The sequence below is a fragment of the Streptomyces sp. H39-C1 genome, assembly GCF_027158125.1.
Lineage (GTDB): Bacteria > Actinomycetota > Actinomycetes > Streptomycetales > Streptomycetaceae > Actinacidiphila > Actinacidiphila fildesensis.
Genome location: NZ_JAPVLS010000037.1, coordinates 1 through 23109, shown reverse-complemented (window position 1 = coordinate 23109; position 23109 = coordinate 1). Strand labels below are relative to the sequence as shown.

At 71.2% G+C, this 23109-nt stretch carries 26 protein-coding genes and 3 pseudogenes; 17 read left to right on the top strand and 12 right to left on the bottom strand.

Annotation, left to right across the window (positions count from 1 at the left end; all coding sequences use genetic code 11):
- Positions 1-19: 19 nt before the first annotated feature.
- Positions 20-274 (top strand): annotated as a pseudogene (locus tag O3W51_RS23890) (type II toxin-antitoxin system Phd/YefM family antitoxin); the annotation flags it as partial.
- 115 nt (positions 275-389) lie between these two features.
- Here O3W51_RS23890 and O3W51_RS23885 read toward each other — a convergent pair.
- Entirely contained in the window at positions 390-1721 is a 1332-nt protein-coding gene (locus O3W51_RS23885; RefSeq protein WP_244808992.1) for a M28 family metallopeptidase, read from the bottom strand.
- 354 nt (positions 1722-2075) lie between these two features.
- Here O3W51_RS23885 and O3W51_RS23880 point away from each other — a divergent pair, with 354 nt between their 5' ends.
- The 7 genes from O3W51_RS23880 to O3W51_RS23850 all read left to right on the top strand — a co-directional run bounded on the left by O3W51_RS23880 (position 2076) and on the right by O3W51_RS23850 (position 7208).
- A complete protein-coding gene (locus O3W51_RS23880; RefSeq protein WP_138354513.1) occupies positions 2076-2378 on the top strand; it encodes an urease subunit gamma in 303 nt (100 codons plus the stop codon).
- Positions 2379-2393: 15 nt separating this feature from the next.
- Entirely contained in the window at positions 2394-2705 is a 312-nt protein-coding gene (locus O3W51_RS23875; protein ID WP_138354514.1) for an urease subunit beta, read from the top strand.
- Positions 2698-4419, top strand: a complete 1722-nt coding sequence (locus O3W51_RS23870; protein ID WP_138354515.1) for an urease subunit alpha — start codon at positions 2698-2700, stop codon at positions 4417-4419. Before O3W51_RS23875 ends, O3W51_RS23870 begins: the two co-directional genes overlap by 8 nt.
- Positions 4419-5135, top strand: coding sequence for an urease accessory protein UreF (locus O3W51_RS23865; protein WP_138354516.1), 717 nt, complete (start codon positions 4419-4421; stop codon positions 5133-5135). The genes O3W51_RS23870 and O3W51_RS23865 overlap by 1 nt, the downstream gene beginning before the upstream one ends.
- A gap of 62 nt (positions 5136-5197) precedes the next feature.
- Complete coding sequence (gene ureG, locus O3W51_RS23860) at positions 5198-5890, top strand: urease accessory protein UreG (RefSeq protein WP_138354517.1); 693 nt, start codon at positions 5198-5200, stop codon at positions 5888-5890.
- Complete coding sequence (locus tag O3W51_RS23855; protein ID WP_138354518.1) at positions 5887-6750, top strand: urease accessory protein UreD; 864 nt, start codon at positions 5887-5889, stop codon at positions 6748-6750. Before ureG ends, O3W51_RS23855 begins: the two co-directional genes overlap by 4 nt.
- Positions 6747-7208 carry a type II toxin-antitoxin system PemK/MazF family toxin gene (locus O3W51_RS23850; protein WP_138354519.1) on the top strand — a complete coding sequence of 154 codons (462 nt, stop codon included), beginning with the start codon at positions 6747-6749 and terminating at the stop codon, positions 7206-7208. The genes O3W51_RS23855 and O3W51_RS23850 overlap by 4 nt, the downstream gene beginning before the upstream one ends.
- A 50-nt stretch (positions 7209-7258) precedes the next feature.
- Here O3W51_RS23850 and O3W51_RS23845 read toward each other — a convergent pair whose 3' ends face one another.
- A complete protein-coding gene (locus tag O3W51_RS23845; protein ID WP_198358555.1) occupies positions 7259-8131 on the bottom strand; it encodes a LysR family transcriptional regulator in 873 nt (290 codons plus the stop codon).
- Positions 8132-8207: 76 nt separating this feature from the next.
- Between O3W51_RS23845 and O3W51_RS23840 the strand changes: the two genes are divergently transcribed.
- Together O3W51_RS23840 and O3W51_RS23835 are read left to right on the top strand one after the other, a co-directional pair.
- Complete coding sequence (locus O3W51_RS23840) at positions 8208-9002, top strand: CTP synthase C-terminal region-related (seleno)protein (RefSeq protein ID WP_198358554.1); 795 nt, start codon at positions 8208-8210, stop codon at positions 9000-9002.
- A 94-nt stretch (positions 9003-9096) separates the two neighbouring features.
- Positions 9097-10695 (top strand): alpha/beta hydrolase, encoded by a 1599-nt coding sequence (locus O3W51_RS23835; protein WP_138354522.1) that lies wholly within the window; start codon positions 9097-9099, stop codon positions 10693-10695.
- A gap of 82 nt (positions 10696-10777) precedes the next feature.
- On the opposite strand, the gene O3W51_RS23830 is transcribed toward O3W51_RS23835, so the two are convergent.
- The gene (locus O3W51_RS23830) at positions 10778-11218 is read right to left on the bottom strand and encodes a DUF4429 domain-containing protein (protein WP_138354523.1); all 441 of its coding nucleotides are present in this window, start codon (positions 11216-11218) and stop codon (positions 10778-10780) included.
- 169 nt (positions 11219-11387) lie between these two features.
- On the opposite strand from O3W51_RS23830, the gene O3W51_RS23825 reads away from it, so the two are divergent.
- Entirely contained in the window at positions 11388-11585 is a 198-nt protein-coding gene (locus O3W51_RS23825; RefSeq protein WP_138354524.1) for a cold-shock protein, read from the top strand.
- 39 nt (positions 11586-11624) lie between these two features.
- On the opposite strand, the gene O3W51_RS23820 is transcribed toward O3W51_RS23825, so the two are convergent.
- The gene (locus O3W51_RS23820; protein ID WP_138354564.1) at positions 11625-12191 is read right to left on the bottom strand and encodes a hypothetical protein; all 567 of its coding nucleotides are present in this window, start codon (positions 12189-12191) and stop codon (positions 11625-11627) included.
- Positions 12192-12481: 290 nt separating this feature from the next.
- Between O3W51_RS23820 and O3W51_RS23815 the strand changes: the two genes are divergently transcribed.
- The gene (locus O3W51_RS23815; protein ID WP_138354525.1) at positions 12482-12817 is read left to right on the top strand and encodes a DUF1330 domain-containing protein; all 336 of its coding nucleotides are present in this window, start codon (positions 12482-12484) and stop codon (positions 12815-12817) included.
- A 51-nt stretch (positions 12818-12868) separates the two neighbouring features.
- On the opposite strand, the gene O3W51_RS23810 is transcribed toward O3W51_RS23815, so the two are convergent.
- The 5 genes and pseudogenes from O3W51_RS23810 to ligD form a co-directional block, all read right to left on the bottom strand.
- Positions 12869-13081, bottom strand: a complete 213-nt coding sequence (locus O3W51_RS23810; RefSeq protein ID WP_138354526.1) for a hypothetical protein — start codon at positions 13079-13081, stop codon at positions 12869-12871.
- A 72-nt stretch (positions 13082-13153) separates the two neighbouring features.
- Positions 13154-14777, bottom strand: a pseudogene (locus tag O3W51_RS48920) (ABC transporter permease).
- Positions 14774-15067: pseudogene (locus tag O3W51_RS23800) on the bottom strand (ATP-binding protein DrrA1-3 family domain-containing protein); the annotation flags it as partial. The pseudogenes O3W51_RS23800 and O3W51_RS48920, both read right to left, overlap by 4 nt.
- A 229-nt stretch (positions 15068-15296) precedes the next feature.
- On the bottom strand, positions 15297-16199 hold the full coding sequence (locus O3W51_RS23795) for an ATP-dependent DNA ligase (RefSeq protein WP_269287316.1): 903 nt from the start codon (positions 16197-16199) through the stop codon (positions 15297-15299).
- 24 nt (positions 16200-16223) lie between these two features.
- The gene (gene ligD, locus O3W51_RS23790; protein WP_138354528.1) at positions 16224-17111 is read right to left on the bottom strand and encodes a non-homologous end-joining DNA ligase; all 888 of its coding nucleotides are present in this window, start codon (positions 17109-17111) and stop codon (positions 16224-16226) included.
- Between the two features lie 33 nt (positions 17112-17144).
- Here ligD and ku point away from each other — a divergent pair, with 33 nt between their 5' ends.
- Genes ku through O3W51_RS23775 form a run of 3 tightly spaced genes read left to right on the top strand, consistent with a single transcriptional unit; the run spans position 17145 to position 19718 of the window.
- Complete coding sequence (gene ku, locus O3W51_RS23785; protein WP_138354529.1) at positions 17145-18191, top strand: non-homologous end joining protein Ku; 1047 nt, start codon at positions 17145-17147, stop codon at positions 18189-18191.
- A 48-nt stretch (positions 18192-18239) separates the two neighbouring features.
- Positions 18240-19211 (top strand): helix-turn-helix domain-containing protein, encoded by a 972-nt coding sequence (locus tag O3W51_RS23780; RefSeq protein WP_244808990.1) that lies wholly within the window; start codon positions 18240-18242, stop codon positions 19209-19211.
- A 42-nt stretch (positions 19212-19253) separates the two neighbouring features.
- Positions 19254-19718, top strand: coding sequence for a VOC family protein (locus tag O3W51_RS23775; RefSeq protein ID WP_138354530.1), 465 nt, complete (start codon positions 19254-19256; stop codon positions 19716-19718).
- 98 nt (positions 19719-19816) lie between these two features.
- Here the strand turns inward: O3W51_RS23775 and O3W51_RS23770 are convergent, their stop codons facing one another.
- The 3 genes from O3W51_RS23770 to O3W51_RS23760 all read right to left on the bottom strand — a co-directional run bounded on the left by O3W51_RS23770 (position 19817) and on the right by O3W51_RS23760 (position 20993).
- The gene (locus O3W51_RS23770; protein WP_138354531.1) at positions 19817-20086 is read right to left on the bottom strand and encodes a type B 50S ribosomal protein L31; all 270 of its coding nucleotides are present in this window, start codon (positions 20084-20086) and stop codon (positions 19817-19819) included.
- A gap of 109 nt (positions 20087-20195) precedes the next feature.
- Positions 20196-20360, bottom strand: coding sequence for a 50S ribosomal protein L33 (rpmG, locus tag O3W51_RS23765; protein WP_138354532.1), 165 nt, complete (start codon positions 20358-20360; stop codon positions 20196-20198).
- A gap of 165 nt (positions 20361-20525) precedes the next feature.
- Entirely contained in the window at positions 20526-20993 is a 468-nt protein-coding gene (locus tag O3W51_RS23760) for an RICIN domain-containing protein (protein ID WP_244808989.1), read from the bottom strand.
- Positions 20994-21196: 203 nt separating this feature from the next.
- Here O3W51_RS23760 and O3W51_RS23755 point away from each other — a divergent pair, with 203 nt between their 5' ends.
- Complete coding sequence (locus O3W51_RS23755; RefSeq protein ID WP_138354534.1) at positions 21197-22252, top strand: LacI family DNA-binding transcriptional regulator; 1056 nt, start codon at positions 21197-21199, stop codon at positions 22250-22252.
- Positions 22253-22391: 139 nt separating this feature from the next.
- Positions 22392-22808, top strand: a complete 417-nt coding sequence (locus O3W51_RS23750; protein WP_381587252.1) for a PPOX class F420-dependent oxidoreductase — start codon at positions 22392-22394, stop codon at positions 22806-22808.
- The last annotated feature ends 301 nt before the right edge of the window (positions 22809-23109 follow it).

Sequence of the window (23109 nt, the reverse complement as noted above, 5' to 3'; positions counted from 1 at the left end):
TCTCGATATGATGGGGAGCATGGCCCATGAAGTACCGGTGACACAAGCGCGTGCGGAGCTCGCGGAACTGATCAACCGCGTTGTCTACGGCGGTGAGCAGGTGGTGCTGACGCGCCACGGCAAGCCGCTCGTTGCTCTGGTCTCCGCCGCTGACCTGCAGCGACTGCGCGATCTTGATGCGGCGACCGAGGAGCCGGTGATCAGCACGGTCTCCTCGTTCGGCTCCCGGGCGTCCGCCACGGGCGAACGCCGCCGCTTCGGCATCGCCGCGGACACCGCGGCCCGGACGCCGGAGATCGGCGTCCGGGCGCGAATGAGACGGTCGGAGCGGTCGTCGTACAGGTGGTGCGGTGTGCGCTCGCGCGCCCGTGCAGCGCGCGCTCAGTGCGTCAGAAGGTCAGCTTCCAGCTGTTGATGTAGCCGGTGTCGACGCGGGCGACGTCCTGGACCTTGAGCTTCCAGACGCCGTTGGCGACCTCGCTGGAGGCGTTGGCGGTGTACGTGGTCACGACGTTGTCGGCGGAGTCCGAGCCGCTGGAGTTCTTCAGGCGGTAGGTGCTGCCGTCGGGGGCGACCAGGTCGATGACGAGGTCGCCGCGGTAGGTGTGGACGATGTCGACGCCTACCTGCAGGGCACTGGGCGCGTTGCCCGCGATACCGCTGACGGTGACCGACGAGGTGACGGCCGCGCCCGCGTCCGGGATGGCGACGTCCGTGGTGTTTTCGAAGACCGTGCCGGTCGGCGGTGTCGTGGTCCCGGTGCTCAGGTTCCAGACCGCGTAGGCGATGGCGTCGCTGTTGTTGTCCAGCGCGCTGTCGTTGAGGTTGGCGGAGGTGTCGCACGAGCGGTGGTAGCAGGCGTCGAACGCCTGGCCCGAGGTGCCGCCCCACTTCTGTGCCTGTGCCGCGGTCTTGGTGTAGTCCGCGCCGCTGAACAGCCCGCCGACCGGCACACCCGCGCTCTTGAACGGGGCGTGGTCGGAACGGCCGTCACCCTCGGTCTCGATCTCGGTCGGGATGCCCCTGGTGGCGAAGAAGTCCTTGAAGACCGTCTCGAGCGGCCCGTTGTCGTCGTAGACGAAGTACCCGGGGTTGGGCGAGCCGATCATGTCGAAGTTGAGATAGGCGTCGATCTTCGACCGCTCGGCGGCCGGCAGGTTGTTGACGTAGTACTTGGAGCCGATCATCCCCAGCTCCTCGGCGCCGAACCAGCCGAACCGCAGGTGCTTGGTGGGCTGCAGGCCGGCGCGCGAGACGGCGAGGGCGACCTCCAGGGTGCCCGCGGTGCCCGACCCGTCGTCGTTGATACCGGGTCCCGCGGTGACGGAGTCCAGGTGCGCACCGCTCATCACCACATGGTTGGCGTCGCCGCCCGGCCAGTCGGCTATGAGGTTCCAGCCGGTGGCGCCGCTGCTGGTGAACTGCTGGATCGTCGTGGTGTAGCCGGCCGCGTCCAGCTTGCCCTTGACGTAGTCGAGTGAGGCCTTGTAGCCGGGCCGTCCGTGGGCGCGGTTGCCGCTGTTCGCGGTGGCGATGGACTGCAGTTGGGTCAGGTGCGCCTTGACGTTCGCGACCGGGATGTCCGGTGCGGCGACGGTCGGCGCGGGGGAGGCCGGGGCCGCGGCAGTGGCCGCGGGCGATGCGCCGATGAGGGCCGCCGAGAGCGCGGTGACCGCGCCGATGGCGGTCAGGGCATGGCGCAGCGTCAGTCTTGTGGACACGTGGTGCTCCGTTTTCCGTGGTGGGGGCGCGGAACGAACGAGGCACGCCGCGGCGTCGACCACGGCGCGCAGGAGCGTCTTCTGGCCAGAAGTCTCTTTGATGCGGACATGATGATCCGGCGGTCCCGGATGAGGCGTCAAGGGCGATAACCGGACAGGAAGTTCCGGTGAACGGACGAAGTCAGGCAAAGGCGTTGCAAAGGAACCGCTAAGACGCTCCAAGGACCCACGACACGGCAGGCCGCCCGAACCATGGTGCCGGCTCCGACCTGGGCACTGCGCGTAACGTGAGTTAACGCGGGTGAAACGCCGCCGAACTACCGTTCCGCACCCGATCGACTGTGAGGTGTGGCCGTGCAACTGACCCCCCATGAGCAGGAGCGCCTGCTCATTCACGTCGCCGCCGATGTGGCGGACCGGCGCCGCGCGCGCGGTCTGCGGCTCAACCACCCCGAGTCCATCGCGCTGATCACCGCGCACATCCTCGAAGGTGCCCGCGACGGCCGCAGCGTCGCCGAGTTGATGGCCTCGGGCCGCACGGTGCTGAGCCGGACCGACGTCATGGACGGCATCCCCGAGATGATCCCGGACGTGCAGGTCGAGGCCACCTTCCCCGACGGGACCAAGCTGGTCACCGTGCACGACCCGATCGTCTGACGAGGAGGCCCACCGATGATTCCCGGAGAGATCCTCCACGCCGACGAGCCCGTACCGCTCAACGAGGGAAAGCCCGTCACCCGGCTGACGGTGCTCAACACCGCCGACCGTCCGGTCCAGGTCGGCTCCCACTACCACTTCGCCGAGACCAACCCCGGTCTGGACTTCGACCGCGCGGCCGCGCACGGCCTGCGGCTGTCCATCGCCGCCGGCACCGCCGTGCGCTTCGAGCCCGGTATCCCGGTCGCGGTGGAGCTGGTGCCCATCGGCGGTGCGCGCATCGTCGCCGGGCTGCGCGGCGAGACCGCGGGAGCCCTCGATGGCTGAACTCACCCGAGCCGTATACGCCGACCTGTTCGGCCCGACGGCGGGCGACCGGATCCGGCTCGCCGACACCGACCTGCTGATCGAGGTCGAACGCGATCTGTCCGGCGGCCCGGCCGGCTCCGGCGACGAGGCGGTCTTCGGCGGCGGGAAGGTGATCCGCGAGTCCATGGGCCAGTCCCGGGCGACCCGCGCGGAAGGCACCCCCGACACCGTCATCACCGGCGCGGTCGTCCTGGACCACTGGGGCGTCGTCAAGGCGGACATCGGGATCCGGGACGGCCGTATCGCCGCGATCGGCAAGGCCGGGAACCCCGAGACGATGGACGGTGTGCATCCGGACCTGGTCATCGGACCCGAGACCGAGATCATCGCGGGCAACGGCAGGATCCTCACCGCCGGAGCGGTCGACGCGCATGTCCACTTCATCTCGCCGACCGTCGTCGACCAGGCGTTGTCCGCCGGGGTGACGACCATCGTCGGCGGCGGCACCGGCCCCGCCGAGGGCACCAGGGCGACCACCATCACCCCCGGACCCTGGCACCTGGCCCGGATGTTCGCGGCGCTGGAGGCGTATCCGGTCAACATCGGACTGCTCGGCAAGGGCAACACCGTGTCGTCCGAGGCGATGTACAGCCAACTGCGCGGCGGAGCGGTGGGATTCAAGATCCATGAGGACTGGGGGGCGACCCCGGCCGCGATCGACGCCTGTCTGACGGTGTGCGACGCCACCGGAGCCCAGCTCGCCATCCACACCGACACCCTGAACGAGGCCGGCTTCGTCGAGGACACCCTCGCCGCCATCGCGGGCCGCGGCATCCACGCTTACCACACGGAAGGCGCGGGCGGCGGGCACGCACCCGACATCATCACCGTCGTCTCCCGGCCCAACGTCCTGCCGTCCTCGACCAATCCCACCCGGCCGCACACCGTCAACACCGTCGAGGAGCACCTCGACATGCTGATGGTCTGCCATCACCTCAACCCGGCCGTCCCCGAGGACCTCGCCTTCGCCGAATCGCGCATCCGGCCCTCGACCATCGCCGCCGAGGACTTCCTGCACGACCTCGGCGCGATCAGCATCATCAGCTCCGACTCCCAGGCCATGGGACGGGTCGGCGAGGTCGTGCTGCGGACCTGGCAGACCGCGCACGTGATGAAGAAGCGCCGCGGATCACTGCCCGGGGACGGGCGCGCCGACAACCACCGGGCTCGTCGCTATGTCGCCAAATACACCATCAACCCGGCGGTGGCGCAGGGCCTGGACCAGGAGATCGGCTCCGTCGAGACCGGGAAGCTCGCCGACCTCGTCCTGTGGGAACCGGCGTTCTTCGGCGTCAAGCCGCTGCTCGTCATCAAGGGCGGCCAGATCGCCTACGCGCAGATGGGCGACGCCAACGCCTCCATTCCCACCCCCCAACCAGTGCTGCCGCGGCCGATGTTCGGCGCCGTCGGACGGGCACCGGCCGCCAACTCCTTCAACTTCACCACGCAGACCGCGCTCGACGACGGCCTCCCGGACCGGCTCGGCCTGGGCAAGCGGTTCCTGCCGATCCGCAGCACCCGGGCGCTGACCAAGGCCGACATGCGGGAGAACGACGCCCTGCCGCGGGTCGAGGTCGACCCCGACACCTTCACCGTGCGCATCGACGGCGAGGTCGTCGAACCGGCACCCGCTGCCGAACTGCCCATGGCCCAGCGTTACTTCCTCTTCTGATGACGCCGAGTGCCACGGTGACCGCGACGGCACCGGCCCCCGCCGCCAGGGCCGCGCTGCTGATGCTGGCCGACGGACGGTTCCCGGCCGGCGGCCACGCCCACTCCGGAGGCGGCGAGGCAGCCGTCACGGCGGGTCTCATCCATGACCCGGCCAGTCTCGCCGCCTTCTGCCGGGGCCGGCTGCACACCTCGGGGCTGGTGGCCGCCGCGCTCGCCGCGGCGGCCACCACCGGCCTCGATCCGCTGCTGCTCGACGCCGCGGCCGACGCCCGCACCCCGTCACCCGTACTGCGCGCCACCGCCCGCAAACTCGGCCGGCAACTGATGCGCGCCGCGCGGGCCGCCTGGCCCGCCGCGGAACTCGACCGGCTCGCCGCCGCCCGGCCGCGCGGCGCCCATCAGCCGATCGTGCTCGGCGTCACCGCCCGCGCCGCGGGCCTGACCCCACTGGACGCGGCGCACGTGGCGGCCTACGAATCCGTCACCGGCCCGACCACCGCCGCCGTCCGGCTGCTCGGTCTCGACCCCTTCTCCGTCGGCGCCGTCCTGGCCCGCCTCGCTCCCGAACTCGACGCCGTGGCCGAACGTGCCGCCCTGGCCGCCGTCCGCGCCGCGACGGAGGGTCTCCAAGCGCTGCCCGCCGCGTCCGCCCCGCTGCTCGACATCCACGCCGAGCAGCACGCCGCCTGGCCCGTCCGCCTCTTCGCCTCCTGACCCCGGGACGACCGCGAACCTCCCGACCGTCCACCGCCGTCCGACCGACCCCGGAGCCGACCATGCACCTCGACCACCCGGACACCTATCCCGAGCGCTACACCTACGGCACCCCCGCCCGGCGCCCCGACGGCACCCGCCGGGCCCTGCGGGTCGGCCTCGGCGGACCGGTCGGCTCCGGCAAGACCGCCACCGTCGCCGCGCTCTGCCGCCGGTTGCGCGACGAGCTGTCCATCGCGGTCGTCACCAACGACATCTACACCCGCGAGGACGCGGAGTTCCTGCTGCGCAACGCGGTCCTGCCCCCCGAGCGCATCAGCGCCGTGGAGACCGGCGCCTGCCCGCACACCGCGATCCGTGACGACATCTCCGCCAACCTCGAAGCCGTCGAGGACCTGGAGGACGCGGTCGGGCCGCTGGACCTCGTCCTGGTCGAGTCGGGCGGCGACAACCTCACGGCCACGTTCTCCAAGGGACTGGTGGACGCGCAGATCTTCGTCATCGACGTCGCGGGCGGCGACAAGATCCCGCGCAAGGGCGGGCCCGGCGTGACCACCTCGGACCTGCTGGTCATCAACAAGACCGACCTCGCCCCGCTGGTGGGCGCCGACCTCGGCGTCATGGCGCGCGACGCCGCGGCCCAGCGCGGCGACCTCCCGGTCGTCTTCACCGCGCTGACCGCCGAGGGCGGTATCGCCCCGGTCGCCGACTGGATCCGCGAGCGGCTCGCCGCCTGGACCGCGGACCGGGCATGACCGCCGCTGTCGCGGGCGGGTTGCGCGCCGGTGGAGTCCGCGCCGCCGCCCGCATCACCGCCGTGGCCGACGGGCGCGGCGGAACCGCCCTGCCGGTGCTCGCCGGCGACGGTCCGTTCGCGCTGCGCCGCACCCGGGCCACCGGCCGCGGCGCCCAGGTCACGGTCATCGGCGCGATGAGCGCCCCGCTGGGTGGCGACCGGCTGGAGCTGTCCGCCGAGGTGGGCGCGGGCGCCGAGCTGACGGTGACCAGCGCGGCCGCGACCATCTCGCTGCCGGGCACGTCCGGTGAACCCGCCACGTACGACGTGCGGTTGGACGTCGGCGAGGACGCGGTCCTGCGCTGGTTGCCCGAGCAGGTCATCGCGGCCGCGGGCAGCGACCTGCGGATGACCACTCGTGTCGAGCTCGCGGCGGACGCCCGGCTCGTCTACCGCGACGAGCAGGTCCTCGGCCGCGCGGGGGAGCGGCCGGGGCGGCTCACCACCCGGCTGACCGTCCACCGCGCCGGGGAGCCCCTGCTGGACCAGGAGCTGTCGTTCGGTCCCGGCATCCCGGGCTGGGACGGTCCTGCGGTCCTGTACCGGTACCGTGCCGTCGGCCAACTGCTCGTCGTGTCACCCGACTTCGGCGATGAGCCGCCGACAGCCGCAATCCTCGCGGCGGACCCGGACAGCGGCCAGGCCGTCAGCACCCCGCTCGCCGGCCCCGCCGTCCTGGTCACGGCCGTGGCACCCGACGCGTTGTGCCTGCGCCGGCTGCTCGACACGGCGATACGCACGGTGATGCCGAACGGTGACGGTTCCGGTGCCCATCACCCGAAGACGGCCGCGGCAGGACGCGTTAGCGTGGCCGGATGAGCACTTCGATCAACGACGCAGCGGTACCGGCCCCGTCCCCCGGCCGCGAAGGCCCGACCGCGACGCGCGAGGCACAGCCCCACGAGGTCGGACCGGTACGCACGACGTACGCGCCCGACCGCGACGGCGACCCGGATCCCGGCGAAATCGTCTGGACATGGGTGCCGTTCGAGGAGAACGACGGCCGCGGCAAGGACCGGCCGGTGCTGGTGGTGGCCCGCGAGTCGGCCGGCACGCTGCTGGCGGTCCAGCTGTCCAGCAAGCGCCATGACGAGGACCGCGAATGGGTGCCGATCGGCACCGGTTCCTGGGACGCGGCCGGCCGCGAGTCCTGGGTCGACCTCGACCGCGTGCTGCGCGTGCACCCCGACGGGATGCGCCGGGAGGCCTGCGCGCTGGACCGTCCGCGCTTCGACCGCGTGGTGGGACGGCTGACGGAGCGCTACGGGTGGAGCTGACCGCGCCCGCGAGTTGACCCTCCCGCATGGGCGCCCCTGCCAGGTCGCACTCACTCCGACGCGCTGAGCAGTTCCGTCAGGTGCAGCGCCGCCGGGCCCGGGTCACCCCGGTGCAGCGACTCCGTGCGGTGCACCAGCCGCGGAGCGGACAACGGCACGCCGCCGGCCCCGGCGACCGACGCCGGCAGCAGCGCCAGTCCGTGCCCGGCCCGCACCAGGGCGAGCACGGCCCGCACGTCCGCGCCGTTGTAACGCGGCCCGGGGCGGAAGCCGTTGCCGCACGCCGCGCGCAGTTCACCCAGCGGGATCGCGGCGTCCGGGGCGTCCAGCCACAGCGCGTCGATCAGGTCGGTCAGCCGCAGGCCGTCCCGTGCGGCCAGCGGATGACCGTCCGGCAGAAGGACGGCCAGCGGCTCCTCGCCGACGCCGGCCGTGTGCAGCGGACCGGCGTCGGGCAGCCGCAGCGGATCGCTGGGCGCCGCCGCGCCGTCCACCAGGCCGAGATCGATGTCACCGCAGGCCACCCCGGCGACGACTCCGGCCCGCTCCAGCAGCCGTACGGTCACGTCGGTGCGCGGCGCCGCGGCCCGGAGCCGGGCGAGAGCGAGTGCCGTACGGTCGCCGAACGCCAGCGGGGACGCGCCGAGCACCAGCCGCGCCGCGGGGAAGTGCGCCGCCCGCACCACCTCGGCGCGGGCCGCCGCCATCCGCAGCAGCAGCGGACCCGCGTGCTCCAGCAGCCGGGTGCCCGCCTCGGTGGGCGCCACCGGCCGGCGGCCCAGCAGTTCCACCCCGAGATCGGACTCCAGGGCGGCGATGTGCTGCGAGACGGCGGACTGGGTGTAGCCCAGTTCCCGTGCGGCGGCGGAGAACGACGCGAGCCGGACGACGGTCGTGAAGGTGCGCAGCAGATGCGGATCCATGAGCATCAGTATCACTGATGGGGGGACCACTCATCATCGTTGGACGTGATGCCCGGCCGGTCGCAGGATGAACTCCATGACCACCGAACCTGCGGATATCGCCGCCACTGCCGCCGTTCCTGCCGCGCACCCCGCCCCGTACCCCGCCCCGCGGATCGCCCTGGTCGGCGACCGCTCTCCGTCCGTCCGCTCCCACCAACGGGTCCCTGTCCTGCTGGACGCGCTGCGCGAGCGTCATGGGCTGCCGGCCGACGCGTACTGGATCCCGACGGAGGAGGCCGCCCGGCCTGGCGCCGTGGCCGGCTTCGACGCCGTCTGGCTGCTGCCCGGCAGCCCGTACCGCAGTGAGGCGGGCGCGCTGGCGGCCGTCCGCACGGCCAGGGAGAACGGCATCCCGTTCCTCGGGACCTGCGGTGGCTTCCAGCACGCGCTGCTGGAGTTCGCCCGCACCGTCTGCGGCCTCGGCGACGCCCGGCACGCGGAGAACAACCCCGACGGGGACGGTGATCTGCTCATCGCGCCGCTCGCCTGCTCCCTCGTGGGCCATGAGGGAGCGGTGCACACCACGCCCGGCTCGCTCGCCGAACGGCTGCTCGGCAGCCGCGGGACGCAGGAGCGCTTCCACTGCGACTACGGGCCGGTGACCGACCTGCTGCCGCGACTGCGGGAGCACGGGCTGCGGTTCACCGGACATGACACCGACGGGCAGCCGAGGATCGCCGAACTGCCGGGGCACCCCTTCTTCCTGGCCACGCTCTTCCAGCCGGAACTCGCGGGGGACGGCTCGGTGCCGCATCCCTACATCCGCGGGCTCGCCGAGGCCGCCAGGTCGCACACCATGTCACGGGTTGGTAAAGAATCGCCGGTGTGACCTGTTCACAGCCACCTCACAGCCGAAAGGATCCTTTCGAATCTCTGTGATCACCGTGGCCACAAGTCGCGGGTCAGTAGGGGGAGGAATTTCCTTGAGACGCACTGTTGTGCTCGTCTCCACCGGCGCCCTCATAGCGGGCGCCATAGCCGCCGCTCCGGCGGCCACCGCCGGAGACAAGCGGCCCACCGGCCAGCACCGGCCGAGCGGACTCGCCGAGTCCATCGGCGTGCAGATCGCGGCCGCCCGTGCGGCCGAGAAGGGCATCGACTGGGCCACGTGTCCGGCCGACTGGGGCTTCCCGGCCCCTGTCCAATGCGGCTACGTCACCGTTCCGGTGGACTACGCCAAGCCGTTCGGCAAGACCATCAAGATCGCGGTCGACCGGGCCGGCAGCACCGGCACCCCGGCCGAGCGCCAGGGCGCACTGCTCTACAACCCCGGCGGCCCCGGCGGTTCGGGTATGCGGTTCCCGCTCCGGATCACCAACAAGTCGGCGCTGTGGGTGAACACCGCCAAGGCGTACGACTTCGTGGGCTTCGACCCGCGCGGCGTCGGCCACTCGGCGCCGATCTCCTGCCAGGACCCGCAGGAGTACGTGAAGGCCCCCAAGGCCGACCCGGTGCCCAGCGGTGAGGCGGACAAGCTCGCGCAGCGCAAGCTCGCCGCCGCGTACGCCAAGGGCTGCCTGGAGCGCACCGGCGCGCAGATGCTCTCGCAGATGACGACGGCCAACACGGCCCGCGACATCGACGTGGTGCGCGCCGCCCTGCACGAGAAGAAGCTGAACTACATCGGCGTCTCCTACGGCACCTACCTCGGTGGTGTGTACGCCACGCTCTTCCCGACCCACGTGCGCCGCATGATCATCGACAGTGTGGTCAACCCGGACGACGACCAGGTCTGGTACCAGAACAACCTGGACCAGGACGTGGCCTTCCAGGGTCGCTGGGACGACTGGAAGGCGTGGGTCGCCAAGTACGACTCCGTCTACCACATCGGTGACACCCCGGCGAAGGTGCAGACGCAATGGGAAGCCCTGCGCGCCGCCGCCAAGGCGAACCCGATCGGCGGGGTCGTCGGCCCGGCCGAGCTGCTCGGCTTCTTCCAGGGCGCTGCGTACTACGACTCGTCGTGGGCCAGTGTCGCGGGCGTGTGGAGCAAGTACCGCGCGGGTGACACCCAGGCGCTCGTCGGTGCCGCGGGACCGGACATGTCCGACACCGCGGGCAACATCTCGTCGGAGAACGGCACCGCGGTGTACACCGCGGTGGAGTGCACCGACACCAAGTGGCCGACCAGCTGGAAGAAGTGGGACCGTGACAACACGGAGCTCCACAAGAACTACCCCTTCCTGACCTGGTCCAACGCCTGGATGAACCTGCCGTGCGCCACCTGGGGCGTCAAGCAGCAGACCCCGGTCGACGTGCGGTCGCACCGCGGGCTGCCCGGTGTCCTCATCGTGCAGAGCACCCGTGACGCGGCCACGCCGTACACCGGGGCGCTCGAGATGCACCGGCGTCTGCAGGGCTCGGAGCTCATCACGGAGAACGGCGCCGGCTCGCACGGCGTCACCGGTCTGGTCAACCCGTGCATCAACAGCCGGGTGGACGACTACCTGATCAAGGGCAAGCTCGACGGTCACGACGTCGTGTGCACTCCGCACGCCGTTCCCGTGCCCGCTGCTTCCTAGGTCTCCCGGCTCGGTCGGAAACGCCTCGCGCCGGTCCTCGTGGACCGGGGCGAGGCGTTTCCGGGAGCCGTGACGGGCCAGGTCAGCGGAGCAGTTTGCGTTTCGCCCGCTCGAACTCCGGCCGGGTCAGCAGGCCGCGCTTCATCAGACCCGCGAGCCGCTCCAACTCGTCCGCCAGTGAGACGGGCGGCGGCGCGGCGGGCGTTCTGGGGGCCCGGGACTGCTTGCCGATCGCGGCCTCGACGGCCCTGCACAGCACCTCGAAGTCCGCCTGCTGCTCCTTGCCGAAGGACACCGAAGAGTCGGTTCTCGGAGCAGGGCCGCTGCCGGTGCCTCCCGTGTTTCCGCCCAGCAGGATGAAGCGGATGCTCCCGTAGCCGGTCCAGCCGGCGGCCTTCCAGCGGACGGCTCCGATCCGGGCGACCGGAAGCCGCTCCACCCGCTTGCTGAGCAGGCCGGGCCGCTGGATCGTCACCTGCTCACCGTCGAAATCGACGTGCACATTCCTGCTGCTGGCATCCATGTCGCCCCCTGAGCGCCGATGGACCGGAATCCTTCCACGGCGCAGGTCCGCGTGGGGCGATACGACGAATCGGGCAGGCCGGCGGGCGGGCGGACGCCCGCGTGTCGCGGGGGACCCCGGCGGAGCGGGTAACTTGGCTGGATCATCCAGGCGAGGCGAAGGCACATCGATGGCGAAGCTCAACGGCAAGATCAAGTGGTTCAACCCGGGGAAGGGCTTCGGTTTCATCACCCCGGCCGACGGCGGCCCTGACGTCTTCGTCCACGGCAAGAACATCGAGGGCAACGTCGCCGACGACAAAGCGGTGGAGTACGAGCTCGGCGACGGCCCCAAGGGCCCGCACGCGCTGAATGTGAAGGTCGTCTAGCCACCGCGGCGGTCGGTGCGCCCGGCGGATCGGCTGCGTCTACAGCAGTACGAACATCGCGGCGCTCGCCGCGCCGACCGACGCGCCGGCCACGGTCTGGGCGACGGAATGGTAGGTCAGCGCGACGCGCGACCAGCACACGGCGGCGACCAGGACGTAGCCGAGGAGCCACCAGGGCGAGGCGACGGCGGCCAGCAGCGCGACGACGCCGGAGGCCACCGCCGAGTCCACGCTGATCTTCCAGAACGTGTTCACGGCCAGCAGGACGACGGTCACCGCCCACAGCGAGACCATCGCGATGAGGATGTCGGCCGGCGCGTGGGCCAGCAGCATCACCGCGGAACCGACCCCGATGGAGCCGAGGATGACGGCGAAGATCGGTGCCCGCTGCGTACGGTCCACGACATGCCGGTCGCCCCAGGTGCCGCGCTTGCGCTCCCACTCGATGTAAGCGGCCGGAATGACCCCGGCGCACAGTGCCGCGAACAGCCCCCACGCCGCACCGCTCACGTTGCCCCCCGCGGCCGTCCCGACGCCGACCAGACCGGCGAGCAGGACGTTGCGGGGCTGCAGGACATCGGTGACGATGCGCGCCGTGGCCTCCAGCCTCGTACGGGCCGCTCCACGGACAGGACCGGCTGCTGTGACGGACCGCTGCGGGGGCACCGCGCAGGTCTCGGCGGCAGGGGTTTCGGCGGCGGGGGATTTGATCAAGTGGCGCACCAGCTCAGGGTAGAGCCACGCCCCGCGGCGGGGACGCGCGGGCCGACGGGTGTCGGGAAGTACCTAAGGATGACGGATTCCGCAGGGCGCGGCCGATCGTAGTGTCGGGCTCAGCAGCAGGGGCCGGAAGCGGCACCTGTGACAGCCGGAGCAACCGCATCCCTGGAGGATCGATGTCCACCTACGCCGTCGCCTATGTCCGCAAGATCGTCAACCCGAGTCCGGAGATCGCGGAGTACCTGCGCCACGTCTCCGACACCATGGACCCCTTCGGCGGCCGGTTCCTCGTGCACGACGGCGAGCGGGAGGTCCTGGAGGGCAGCTGGACCGGCGGCCTGATCATCATCGAGTTCCCCGACCGGGCCAAGGCCCGCGCCTGGTACGACTCGGAGGCCTATCAGGCGATCCTCCCGTTCAGGACCGACAACATCGAGATGGACGTCATCTTCGCCGAGGGCGTGCCCGAGGGCTACCGGGGATCCGAGGCGCTGGCCAAACTGCCCTTCTAGCAGCGGTCTTCACCGGGCCGGGGACGGAAACCGGGCAGAGCGCCCCAGCGGTCACTCGGGCCGGGCCTGCACCTCGGGCCCGCCACCACGCCAGTCGATGAGCGGATGGTCCTCGACCTCCACGTCGTCCAGACCGGCCCGGCGCAGGAACTCCACGATGTCCGGGAGCGAGTACGCGCGGCCGACCGGCGTCCCGCCGATCGTCACCCGCCGTGTGCCGTTCTCCAGCGGGTAGACGACGACCTGCTGCGCTTCTGGATCCATATCCCTAGGCTGCGCGTTCGAGCGGCCCGGCGCATCTCTTGTGGCGTATTGCGTTCACTCCCTTCACTCCTCTCAATCGCCGGCGAGGTCACGGCGGCGGAAACCGGTCAGACCCACGGCCGCCGCCACGGCAGCGGCGAGGACGAGCCATACGTAAGGCGCCGCCGTCTGCGGTCCGCCCGGCGCCTTGGGCAGGTGGGTGAACGGTGAGAGATCCAGCATCAGCTGGGGCAGCACGGGACCGAGCTGCCCGCACAGGAGAAGGGCGGCGAAGACTCCCCAAGCCGCCGCGGAGGCCTCCGGCAGCCAGCCGAAGAGCACCAGGGTCAGTGCCGCGGTGACCCACACCGCCGGAGCCTGGGCAAGCGCCGCTCCGGTCAGCGTGGGCAGCTGCCCGCTGATGTCGCCGATGGTGGCGCCGTAGGCCAGCCCCGCGGACAGTCCGCCGACCGCGAGCAGCACGAGCGTGCCGAGGGCGGGGAACACCAGGTGGCTGCAGGCCCAGCGCACGCGGCCGACGGCGTTGGCCAGCAGGGGTTCCGCCAGTCGGCCGGTCTCCTCCGAGCGCAGCCGCAGTGTGCTCTGCACGGCGTAGGCCGCGGCGAGCATCCCGAGCAGTCCCATGGCGGTGGCGAAGAAGGAGTCGGTCAGGGCTCCGGGTCCTCCCATCCGGCGGACCATGTCCCCCAGCTGCGCGTTGTCCTCGACGATGCCGGAGATCGAGTTGCCCACCGAGCCGTAGAGCGCTCCCGCGACGGCGAATCCGGCGGCCCAGCTGTACAGGGCGCCGCGCTGCAGCCGCCAGGCGAGGGCGAACGGGCCGTTCAGTGCCGCCGCGCCCTCGGCCGGCCCGGGGCGGGCCGGGAGCAGCCCTGCGCCCAGGTCACGTCTCGCCACCAGGACGTAGGCGGCCCCGGTCATCACCGCGGTGAAGGCGGCGACGAGCCCGAGCACCCACCACCGGTCCCCGGCGAACGGCCGGAGGTTCTCGGTCCAGCCGAGCGGCGAGGCCCACACGAGGGGTGACGCGGCGTCCGCCGCCGCGTCGCCGGCGGCGCGGAGCAGGAACGCGAGCCCCGGCAAGCCCCTTGGCGACCCGAGCGCTCGCGGTGAGCTGGGCGGTGACCGCCGCGACGCCCGCGAACATCAGCCCGCTGCCCGCGAGGGCGAGGCCCAGGGCGGCCGATCCGGCGACCGACTGGCCGAGCACCGACAGTGCGGTGGCGACGATCAGCGCGAGGGCGGCACTTGCCGTCAGAGCGGTCAGCAGTCCCGCGGTGAGCGGGGCACGCCGTCCCACCACGCCGGAGCTGAGCAGTTCCTGGCGGCCGCTCTCCTCCTCCTCGCGGGTGTGCCGGACCACGACGAGGATGCTCATCAGACCGGTGAGCGCGGCACCGATACACCCCATCCGCCAAGCGGTGAGCGCACCGATGCTCTCCCCGCTGAACGCCGGTCCGTACAGCGCCCGCAGGGAACTGTTGACGTTCATGCTGCGGGCGAAGTCCGTCCGCTCCTTGAGCGTGCCGTACAACGTGCCCAGGGAGAGGCAGGTGCTGAGCACCGCGGCGGTCAGGGCGTAGACCCAGACCGGGATCATGATCCGGTCCCGGCGCAGCGCCAGCCGGGTCAGCACACCGGTGCCGGTGACGCTGCCCCCGCTGCCCACCCGGACACCGACGTCGGTGGCGCTCATCGGGACACCGCGTCCGGCACGGCCTGGTAGTGGCGCAGGAAGAGCTCTTCGAGGGTCGGCGGCCGACTGGTCAGACCGCGTACCCCGGACTCGCCGAGCTGCCGCAGAACGGCGTCGAGTTGATCGGTGTCGACCTGCAGGCTGACCCGGTGGCCCCGGATGTCCAGGCCGTGCACTCCGGGCAGGTCCGCCAACCCGTGCGGGGAGCCGTCGAGTTCGGCGGAGATCGCGGTGCGGGTGAGATGGCGCAGTTCACCGAGGGTGCCGGTTTCGACGGTGCGGCCCTGGCGGCCGCCGGGACGCGATCATCGGCCGGTGGGAGCACACCCTGCGCGCCGGTGTCGAGGCGCTCGGCTCCGGCACCCAGGCCGGCTCCCGCCTCGAGGAGACCGCGGAGTTCTTCGCCTTCCTGCAGAAGGAACTGCATTCGATGATGGACCGCTGGCGCGACCACAAGGAACAGCTCCGCGAGCACAAGGCATAGCTCTGCGGGTGTGCGTCACCGAGGACGGGCACCCGTCAGACGGCGTCGTCGCCCCGGATCCGGACGAACCGTACGGTCGCCTGCCGTCCCGTGCGCACACGGACCTCGACCAACGGGCCCTCGCGCACCGGTCGCAGGGGCGATCCGTCCTCGTCCCGGACCTCCGGACCGAGCAGGCCGGCGACCGCCGCCGCGATCCGCCCTGCGGTGACCGGGTCGAGACGGGGTGAGGTCTGCGCGCGGGTCGCGTCGTCGAACTCGACCAGCACCGAGTCGGGGCGCCGTTCCGAGCCGATGACGCCGACCAGCCGGGCGTCGACGGTCTCGGCGTGCCGCACCTTGATCCACCCCGGCCTGGCGCCGGGCCGGTAGGCGGAGCCGAGCCCCTTGCAGACCAGGCCCTCCACGCCGTGCGGCACCAGGGTCTCGTACCAGTCCAGCGCCACGGCGCGGTCCGTAGTCGCCAGCACGGTCTGCACCTGCGGTGCCAGGTCGCGCAACGCCGTGCGCAGCAGCTTCCAGCGGTCGGCGAGCGGCAGGTCCCGGATGTCGCTGCCGGGAACGGCGAGGCAGTCGAAAGCGACGTACGCCACGACGATGCCCGCCGCACGGCGCTGCGCGTCGGGGCGCAGCAACTCGGTGAAGGCGAACTTCCCGTCGGCCCAGGCGCAGATCTCACCGTCGAGCACGAGCCCGGCGGGCAACGCCTGGGTGAGGGTGGTGGCGAGGCCGGGGAACTCGGCGGCGATGTCGCGCCCGGAGCGGGTCTGCAGGACCGTGCGGCCACCGAGGGCGAACGCGACGGTGCGGAATCCGTCCAGCTTGACGCTGTACTGCACTCCGCCGGGCAGCGCGTCCTCGGCCGGGATGCCGGCTTCCGTGCGGGGGCGCATCACGTCGACCTGCGGACGCACGACGACCGGATCCGGACGGTTCACAAGGGCCGCCTCATGAGGGCCGCGTCATGACGGCAGCTTCCCGGCCCGCTTGCGCTCCAGGAGCGGAGCGAACAGGTCTCCGTGTTCGGCCACCCGGTCGGGGACGTCGGCGATGGTGAACGTGAGCTGCTCCGGATCGTCGCACTCCTCGATCTCGTCCCACGACACGGGCGTGGACACGGTGGGCGTGGCGCGGGCGCGGACGGTGTACGGGGCGGCGGTGGTCTTCTTCGCCGAGTTCTGCGACCAGTCGATGAAGATCTTCTCGGTGCGCAGATTCTTGGTCATCCTCGACACCACCTGGTCGGGATGGTCCGCCTCCAGCTCCTTCGCGAGCGCCTTGGCGTAGGCCGCGGCCTGCTCGGGCGAGGCACCGGTCAGCGGCGCGTACAGATGCAGGCCCTTGGAGCCCGACGTCTTCGCCCAGGACTCGATGCCGTCGGCGCGCATCCGCTCACGCAGCAGGAGGGCGACGGCGCAGCAGTCGACCACGGTGCGGTCCTCGCCGGGGTCCAGGTCGAACACGAGCCGGTCCGCCGTTCCGGGCGCGGCGGCCCTCCACTGCGGGACGTGCAGCTCGATGCACGCCAGGTTCGCCGCCCACACGAGGGTGGCGAGGTCGTTGATCTGCACCTGCTCCATCTCCTCGCCGCCGCTGCGCTCGGTGACCGACGTCGTCACCCAGCTGGGGGTACCTGACGGCGGTCTCTTGGCGAAGAACGACGTGGCGTCCACCCCGCTGGGGGCGCGCAGGAGCGACAGGGGCCGGCCGCGCAGGTGAGGCAGCAGGACGGGGGCGACGGTGGCGTAGTAGTGCACCAGTTCGCCCTTGGTCGTGCCGGTCCGCGGATACAGGATCCGCTCCAAGTGGGTGAGGGACAGCTCGCGACCCTCGATCTCCGTGATCGGCATAGTATGAAATCTCTCACATTTAGGGATAAAACGATGAGATCGCTCTGGAGCGGCACTCTGTCATTCGGCCTGGTCGCCGTACCCGTCAAGCTCGGCTCGGCCGTCAGCAGTCACAAGCTCGGCTTCCGGCAGATCCATACAGCCGACCACGGGCGGGTGCGTCTCCAGAAGGTCTGTGCACTCGACGAGCAGGTCCTCACCCAGGCCGAGATCGGCAGGGCGTACGAGACGGCCGACGATCAGCTGATCGAGATCTCCGACGACGAGTTGAAGGCCCTGCCGCTCCCCACGGCCAAGACCATCGAGGTGAGCGGGTTCCTCGATGCCGACAGCGTCGACTTCCTGAAGCTGGACACGCCCTACTTCCTCGCCCCGGCCGATGCCACCGCCAACAAGGCCTACGTCCTGATGCGCGAAGCGCTCCAGCGGTCCGGCAAGGCGGCCGTCGGCAAGCTCGCGATGCACAACAGCGAGCACCTCGCACTGGTGCGCGCCCACGACGACGTGCTGATCCTGCAGACCCTGCGCTGGCCCGACGAGGTCAAGTCGACGTCCGAGGCCGCCCCGACCGGCAAGGTGAACATCACCGACGCCGAACTCGACCTCGCGGACACCCTCATCAACGCCCTTGGCCAAGCCGACCTGGAGGAGTACACGGACAACTACGCCGAAGCCGTACAGGCCCTCGTCAGTGCGAAGGTCGAGGGCGGCGAAGCACCGTCCGCGGCCGACGGAACCGGAGGCGGCGGCAAGGTCGTCGACCTGATGGCCGCCCTGGAGGCCAGCGTCGCCCAGGCCAGGAGCACCCGCCCCGACAACGCCACCGACGCGACCGTCACGCCCATCAAGAAGCCGGCGAAGAAGACCGCCGCCAAGCGCGCGGCCCCGGCGCAGAAATCGCCACCCAAGAGCAGCGACACCAAGAAGTCCACCGCGAAGAAGACCACGGCGAAGAAGACCACGGCGACGAAATCGGCGGGCGGGACGGCCACGAAGGCGACCGCCAAGAAGACCGCGGCGAAGCCGGCGAAGAAGACCGCCGCGAAGACCGCAGCCGGCAAGAACACCCGCAGCGCCTGAACCGCCGTCCATCGCGCATCCGTGTCCCGTCCGGCCGATACTGGTCAGGTGGACAGTGGTCGTACGGCAACCGCGCCCTCCGGCGTGATCGACGAGGCGGTCCAGTGCCTGCCCGCGCCCGCCCTGCGGCCCTACATCGCGGGGTACTGCGGTTACCGGCAGGACGGTGTCCCGCCCACGCGGCACCGCGGCATGCCCTCGCCCTTCCTGACGTTGATCTTCACCCTCGACGACCCGCTGACCGTGGAAGTGCACCCCGACCCACGGCAGCCGCCCGGCCGCTACGACGCACTGCTCGGCGGCCTGCACACCACGTCGGCGCTGATCACCCACGGCGGACGGCAGTCCGGTATCCAGGTGGCGCTCAGCCCGCTCGGCGCGCGCGCCCTGCTGCATCTCCCCGCGGGTGAACTCGCCAATGCCGACATCCCGGCCGACGCCGTCCTGGGACGGCTCGCCGACGAGGTACGGGCCCGGCTGCGCGACGCCCCCGACTGGCGGCAGCGATTCGCCGTCCTCGACCGGATCCTGTGGCGGTACGCGCGCCCGGAATCCGCTGTCCCGCCACAAGTGGTCCGCGCCTGGGACCTGTTGCTGCGCTCCGGGGGCGCGCTGTCCGCGTCGGCGCTCGCGAAGGACGTGGGCTGGAGCGGCAGGCATCTGGCCGGCCGGTTCCACACCGAGATCGGACTGAGCCCCAAGGCCGCGGCCCGGGTCATCCGTTTCGACCGGGCGCGGCGGCTGCTGGTCGTCCGGGCCTGCGGCCGGGGACGCGACGTCCTGGACGGTCGCGACGGCCTGCCGGATACGTACGCTCCCGGCACTCCGAACGGTCTGGCGGATCTCGCGGCCGACTGCGGCTACTTCGACCAGGCGCACCTCGCGCGCGAGTTCCGCTCCCTGGCCGGCTGCGCGCCGAGCCGCTGGCTGGCCGAGGAGTTCCGAAACGTCCAAGCCTTCGCCGCCCCCTCGGCGGCAGAGTGGACATCGGACGAGGACAGCGGGGCCGTCCAGCACTGAAGCCGCTCCGCCGCAGCACCGACCCGAGGAGGTCCGGCCCGCATGGACGCCACCGAGAGCACCGATGCCACCGAGACGACCGACACCACCGCCGCCACGGACGGCAAGGAGCCCGCGCCCCAGGTGTGGCCCAGTCTGCGCGCCCGTGATGCGCGCGCGCTGATCCGGTTCCTGGTCGAGGCGTTCGGCTTCGAGGAGACCGTCGTGTATGGCGAGGGCGACCGCGTCGACCATGCCCAGCTCGACTGGCCGCCGGGCGGCGGCATCATGCTCGGCAGCGTCCCCGAGGACGGCGCGGCGGACCATGTCGCCCTGGTGCCGGGCACCTTCGGCGCCTACGTCGTCACCGATGAGCCCGACGCGCTGTACGACCGCGCCCGAGCGGCCGGAGCCGAGATCATCATGGAACTGACCGATACCGACTACGGCTCACGTGACTTCGCCGCGCGTGACCCCGAGGGAAACCGGTGGTTCTTCGGCACGTACCGCGGTGCGCCGCGGAAGTAGGGACCGCGCAAGGGACCCGCGGAGGGAACCGCGAACGGGGGAGGGGGCGGTACCGCCAGGAATACCGGCGGTACCGCCCCCTCGTGGGTGCGTGGTGCTTACTTCGCGGAGCCCGCGCCGGACGAGGGCGAACCGTACCGGCGCTCGAAGCGCTCGACGCGGCCCGCGGTGTCCAGCACGCGGGACGTGCCCGTGTAGAACGGGTGGCTCGCCGAGGACGTCTCCACGTCGACGACGGGGTAGGTGCTGCCGTCCTCCCACTCCACGGTCTTGTCACTGCCCGCGGTCGAACGCGTCAGGAATGCGAAGTCCGCTGAACGGTCGCGGAAGACGACCGGGCGGGAGACGGGGTGGATGCCGAACTTCATGGGAGATACCTTCCGTTGTGCGGAACGGGTGGGGCGGCCGGTCCTCGTTGCCGGCGGGATGCGCGCGGCCTGATCCGCGGTGTTCGCGTGATCCGGCTGATCCGTGCGGTCAGCGCTCCTCGCGGAAGAGGACGTGCTGTCCGGCGGCCGGGTCGTACTTGCGCAGCACCAGACGGTCGGGGTTGTTGCGACGGTTCTTGCGCGTGACGTAGCTCTGACCGGTGCCGGCCGTCGAACGCAGAGTGATGACCGGACGGGCGTCATTGCGTGCCATGGAATTCCCTTCCAATGCGGTGGTCTCCAGGACACCGAACGTAATGATTGTCATTGTCATTCGGTATCTGCTCGTCTCAACGCGACCCACCGCCCGCACATTCCCGATCCGGGAACTCGCTCAAAGCGACGATCGTTCACTTTGTGTGATCGAAGATCCCGGAGGTTACTGCGGCTCCAGCGTCCACCACTGGGAGGCGACGTCCTGGTCCTCCCACTGCTGAACGTTCGCGCCGTCCTCCTTGCTGCCGTCGGCGACCTCCAGCGTCTTGCCGCTGATGCCGCTCACGAGGGTGACGGTGCCGGGTGCGTCGAGGTGCTGCTCGATCAGCCATTCCTGGGCGCCGAAGTTGTTGGGCCGCCACTGCTGGACGTTCACCCCGTTCTCGGTGGCGGCGCCCGCCACGTCGAGCCGTTTGCCGCTCCGGACGTTCTCGAGGTGGTAGAGCGCGCTGCCTTCGTGGATCGGGAGCACCCGCCAGAGCTGCGCGTCGGTTCCGTTCTCCACGCCCTGCTGGACGTTGGCGCCGCTGTTCCTGCGGCCGTCGGCGACCTCCAGCAACAGGCCGCTGCCCACGTTGCGCACGCGGTACAGGCCCTCTTCGACCGCTGCCGGCCACTGCGAACCGCTCACCGTTTCCAGCCCCCGTGTCCATGGTTCACCGACTGCCGACCCTGCCAGCCGTGCGGCGGCGGTGCAAGATCGACGCGGCATGCGGCGCGAGGAGGTCCCAATGCGCCGAGGCGGGGGCGGTGGGGTGCGGTGTTCGATACGCTGACGGCTCCCGGGTGGTGACTCCTGGAGAGCGCTCTCCCGGGCGTGCTATAAAGACCGACATGAGCGAAGTCCTCCGACCGGCACTTTCGGGACCTCCCACGCTGGAGGATGTGGCCCGCGTGGCGGGTGTCTCGCGTGCGACGGTCTCCCGGGTCATCAACGGGACCCGCAATGTCGACCCGGCCATCCAGGAGACGGTCCGCCAGGCCATCGCCGCGACCGGCTACGTGCCCAACACCGCGGCCCGGTCGCTCGTGACCCGGCGTACCGGGGCCATCGCGCTGGTGGTGTCCGGTGCGGGCGGTCCCGGGCCGGACGACGCGGTGCGGAGCGAGGTGTTCGTCGACCCCTTCTTCGGCCGGGTGGTCAGTGGTGTGGTGGGGTTCTTGCGGCCGTTGGGAATGCATCCGGTGCTGATGCTGGCCGAGACCGGCACGGCGCGCGACCAGGTGGTGGCGTATCTGCGGCAGGGCAACGCCGACGGGGCGATGGTGGTGTCCACGCATGCGGGCGACCCGCTGCCGGAGCAGATCACCGAGGCGGGGGTGCCCGCGGTGCTGTTCGCCCGGCCGGCCCGGCCGATCCCGATCAGCTATGTCGATGTCGCGCATCAGGACGGGGCCCGGCTGGCGGCCGACCGGCTGGTGGAGCGCGGCTGCCGGGAGGTGGTGACGATCTCCGGTCCGCTGGACGTCCCGGCCAGTCAGGACCGGCTGACCGGCTTCCGCGAGGCGATGGCCCGCCACGGCTTCCCCTATGTGCCGTGCGCGGAGGGCAACTTCACCCAGGGCAGCGGCGAGGCCGCGATGGAACGCCTGCTGGCCGAACATCCCCGCCTCGACGGGGTCTTCGCCGCCAACGACCTGATGGCCCAGGGCGCCCTGCTCGTTCTGCGCGACCACGGCCGCCACGTTCCCGACGACGTCAAGGTCATCGGCTTCGACGACAGCAGCGCCGCCACCGCGTCACGCCCCGCACTCACCACCATTCGCCAGCCCGTGGAAGACATGGCAGGTGAAATGGCCCGTCTCCTCCTGGACCGCATCACCACACCACAGCAGCGCATCACCTCCGTCATCTTCGAACCGACCCTCGTCATCCGGCAGTCCGCCTGAGATCTCGGGCCCACGTCCCGACTCAGTGCGCTGGAGAGCGCTCTCCAATCCATCGGGCAGGATCTGCCGGGAACCCGACGCCGGGGCGTCCTGTGCCGGGAGCCGGCCCCCTTCGGGCACCATGGGTGGCATGGCCACCATGATCGACGCCGAATGGCGCGCATTCATCAGCGAGGGAACCCGTACCGGCAAGCTCGCCACCGTCCGCGCCGACGGGCGCCCGCACCTCGCGCCGGTCTGGTTCCTCCTCGATGGGGACGACCTGGTCCTCAACACCGGCAAGGCGACCGTCAAGGGCCGCAACCTCGCCCGTGACGGCCGGGTGAGCATCTGCGTCGACGACGACCGTCCGCCGTTCTCGTTCGTGGTCATCGAGGGCAAGGCCCGGATCAGCGAGGAGCTGCCGGAGGTCCGCGACTGGGCGACCCGTATCGCCCATCGCTACATGGGCCCCGAGCAGGCCGAGGTGTACGGCGCCCGCAACGGCGTCCCGGGTGAACTCCTCGTACGCGTGCACATCGACAAGGTCATCGCGGTCAGGGGCGTGGCCGACTAGGGCGTGTTTCGGAAGGAGCGGCGTTCGCCCGGAGGGCGTGGCCCACGGCGTCTGGTGGGTGCGCTCGCATGGCGGAGGGTCGTCCTCGTACTGGACGTAGGTGGACGAGCCCGACAACGCGGCGAGTGCGCGTGCCAGGCGTCGTGGGCCAGGCGGGACTTTCGCAACACGCCCTAGTACTGCAACGGTCTTTGTTCTGATGTGTGGGCAGTTTCTGGTGGTGTGTGGCCGCGTCGTTTGTAGTGGCTGATGCGGGCTTGGAATTGTCGGCGGCGGCGCCAGTGTGACCAGTGCAGGACGT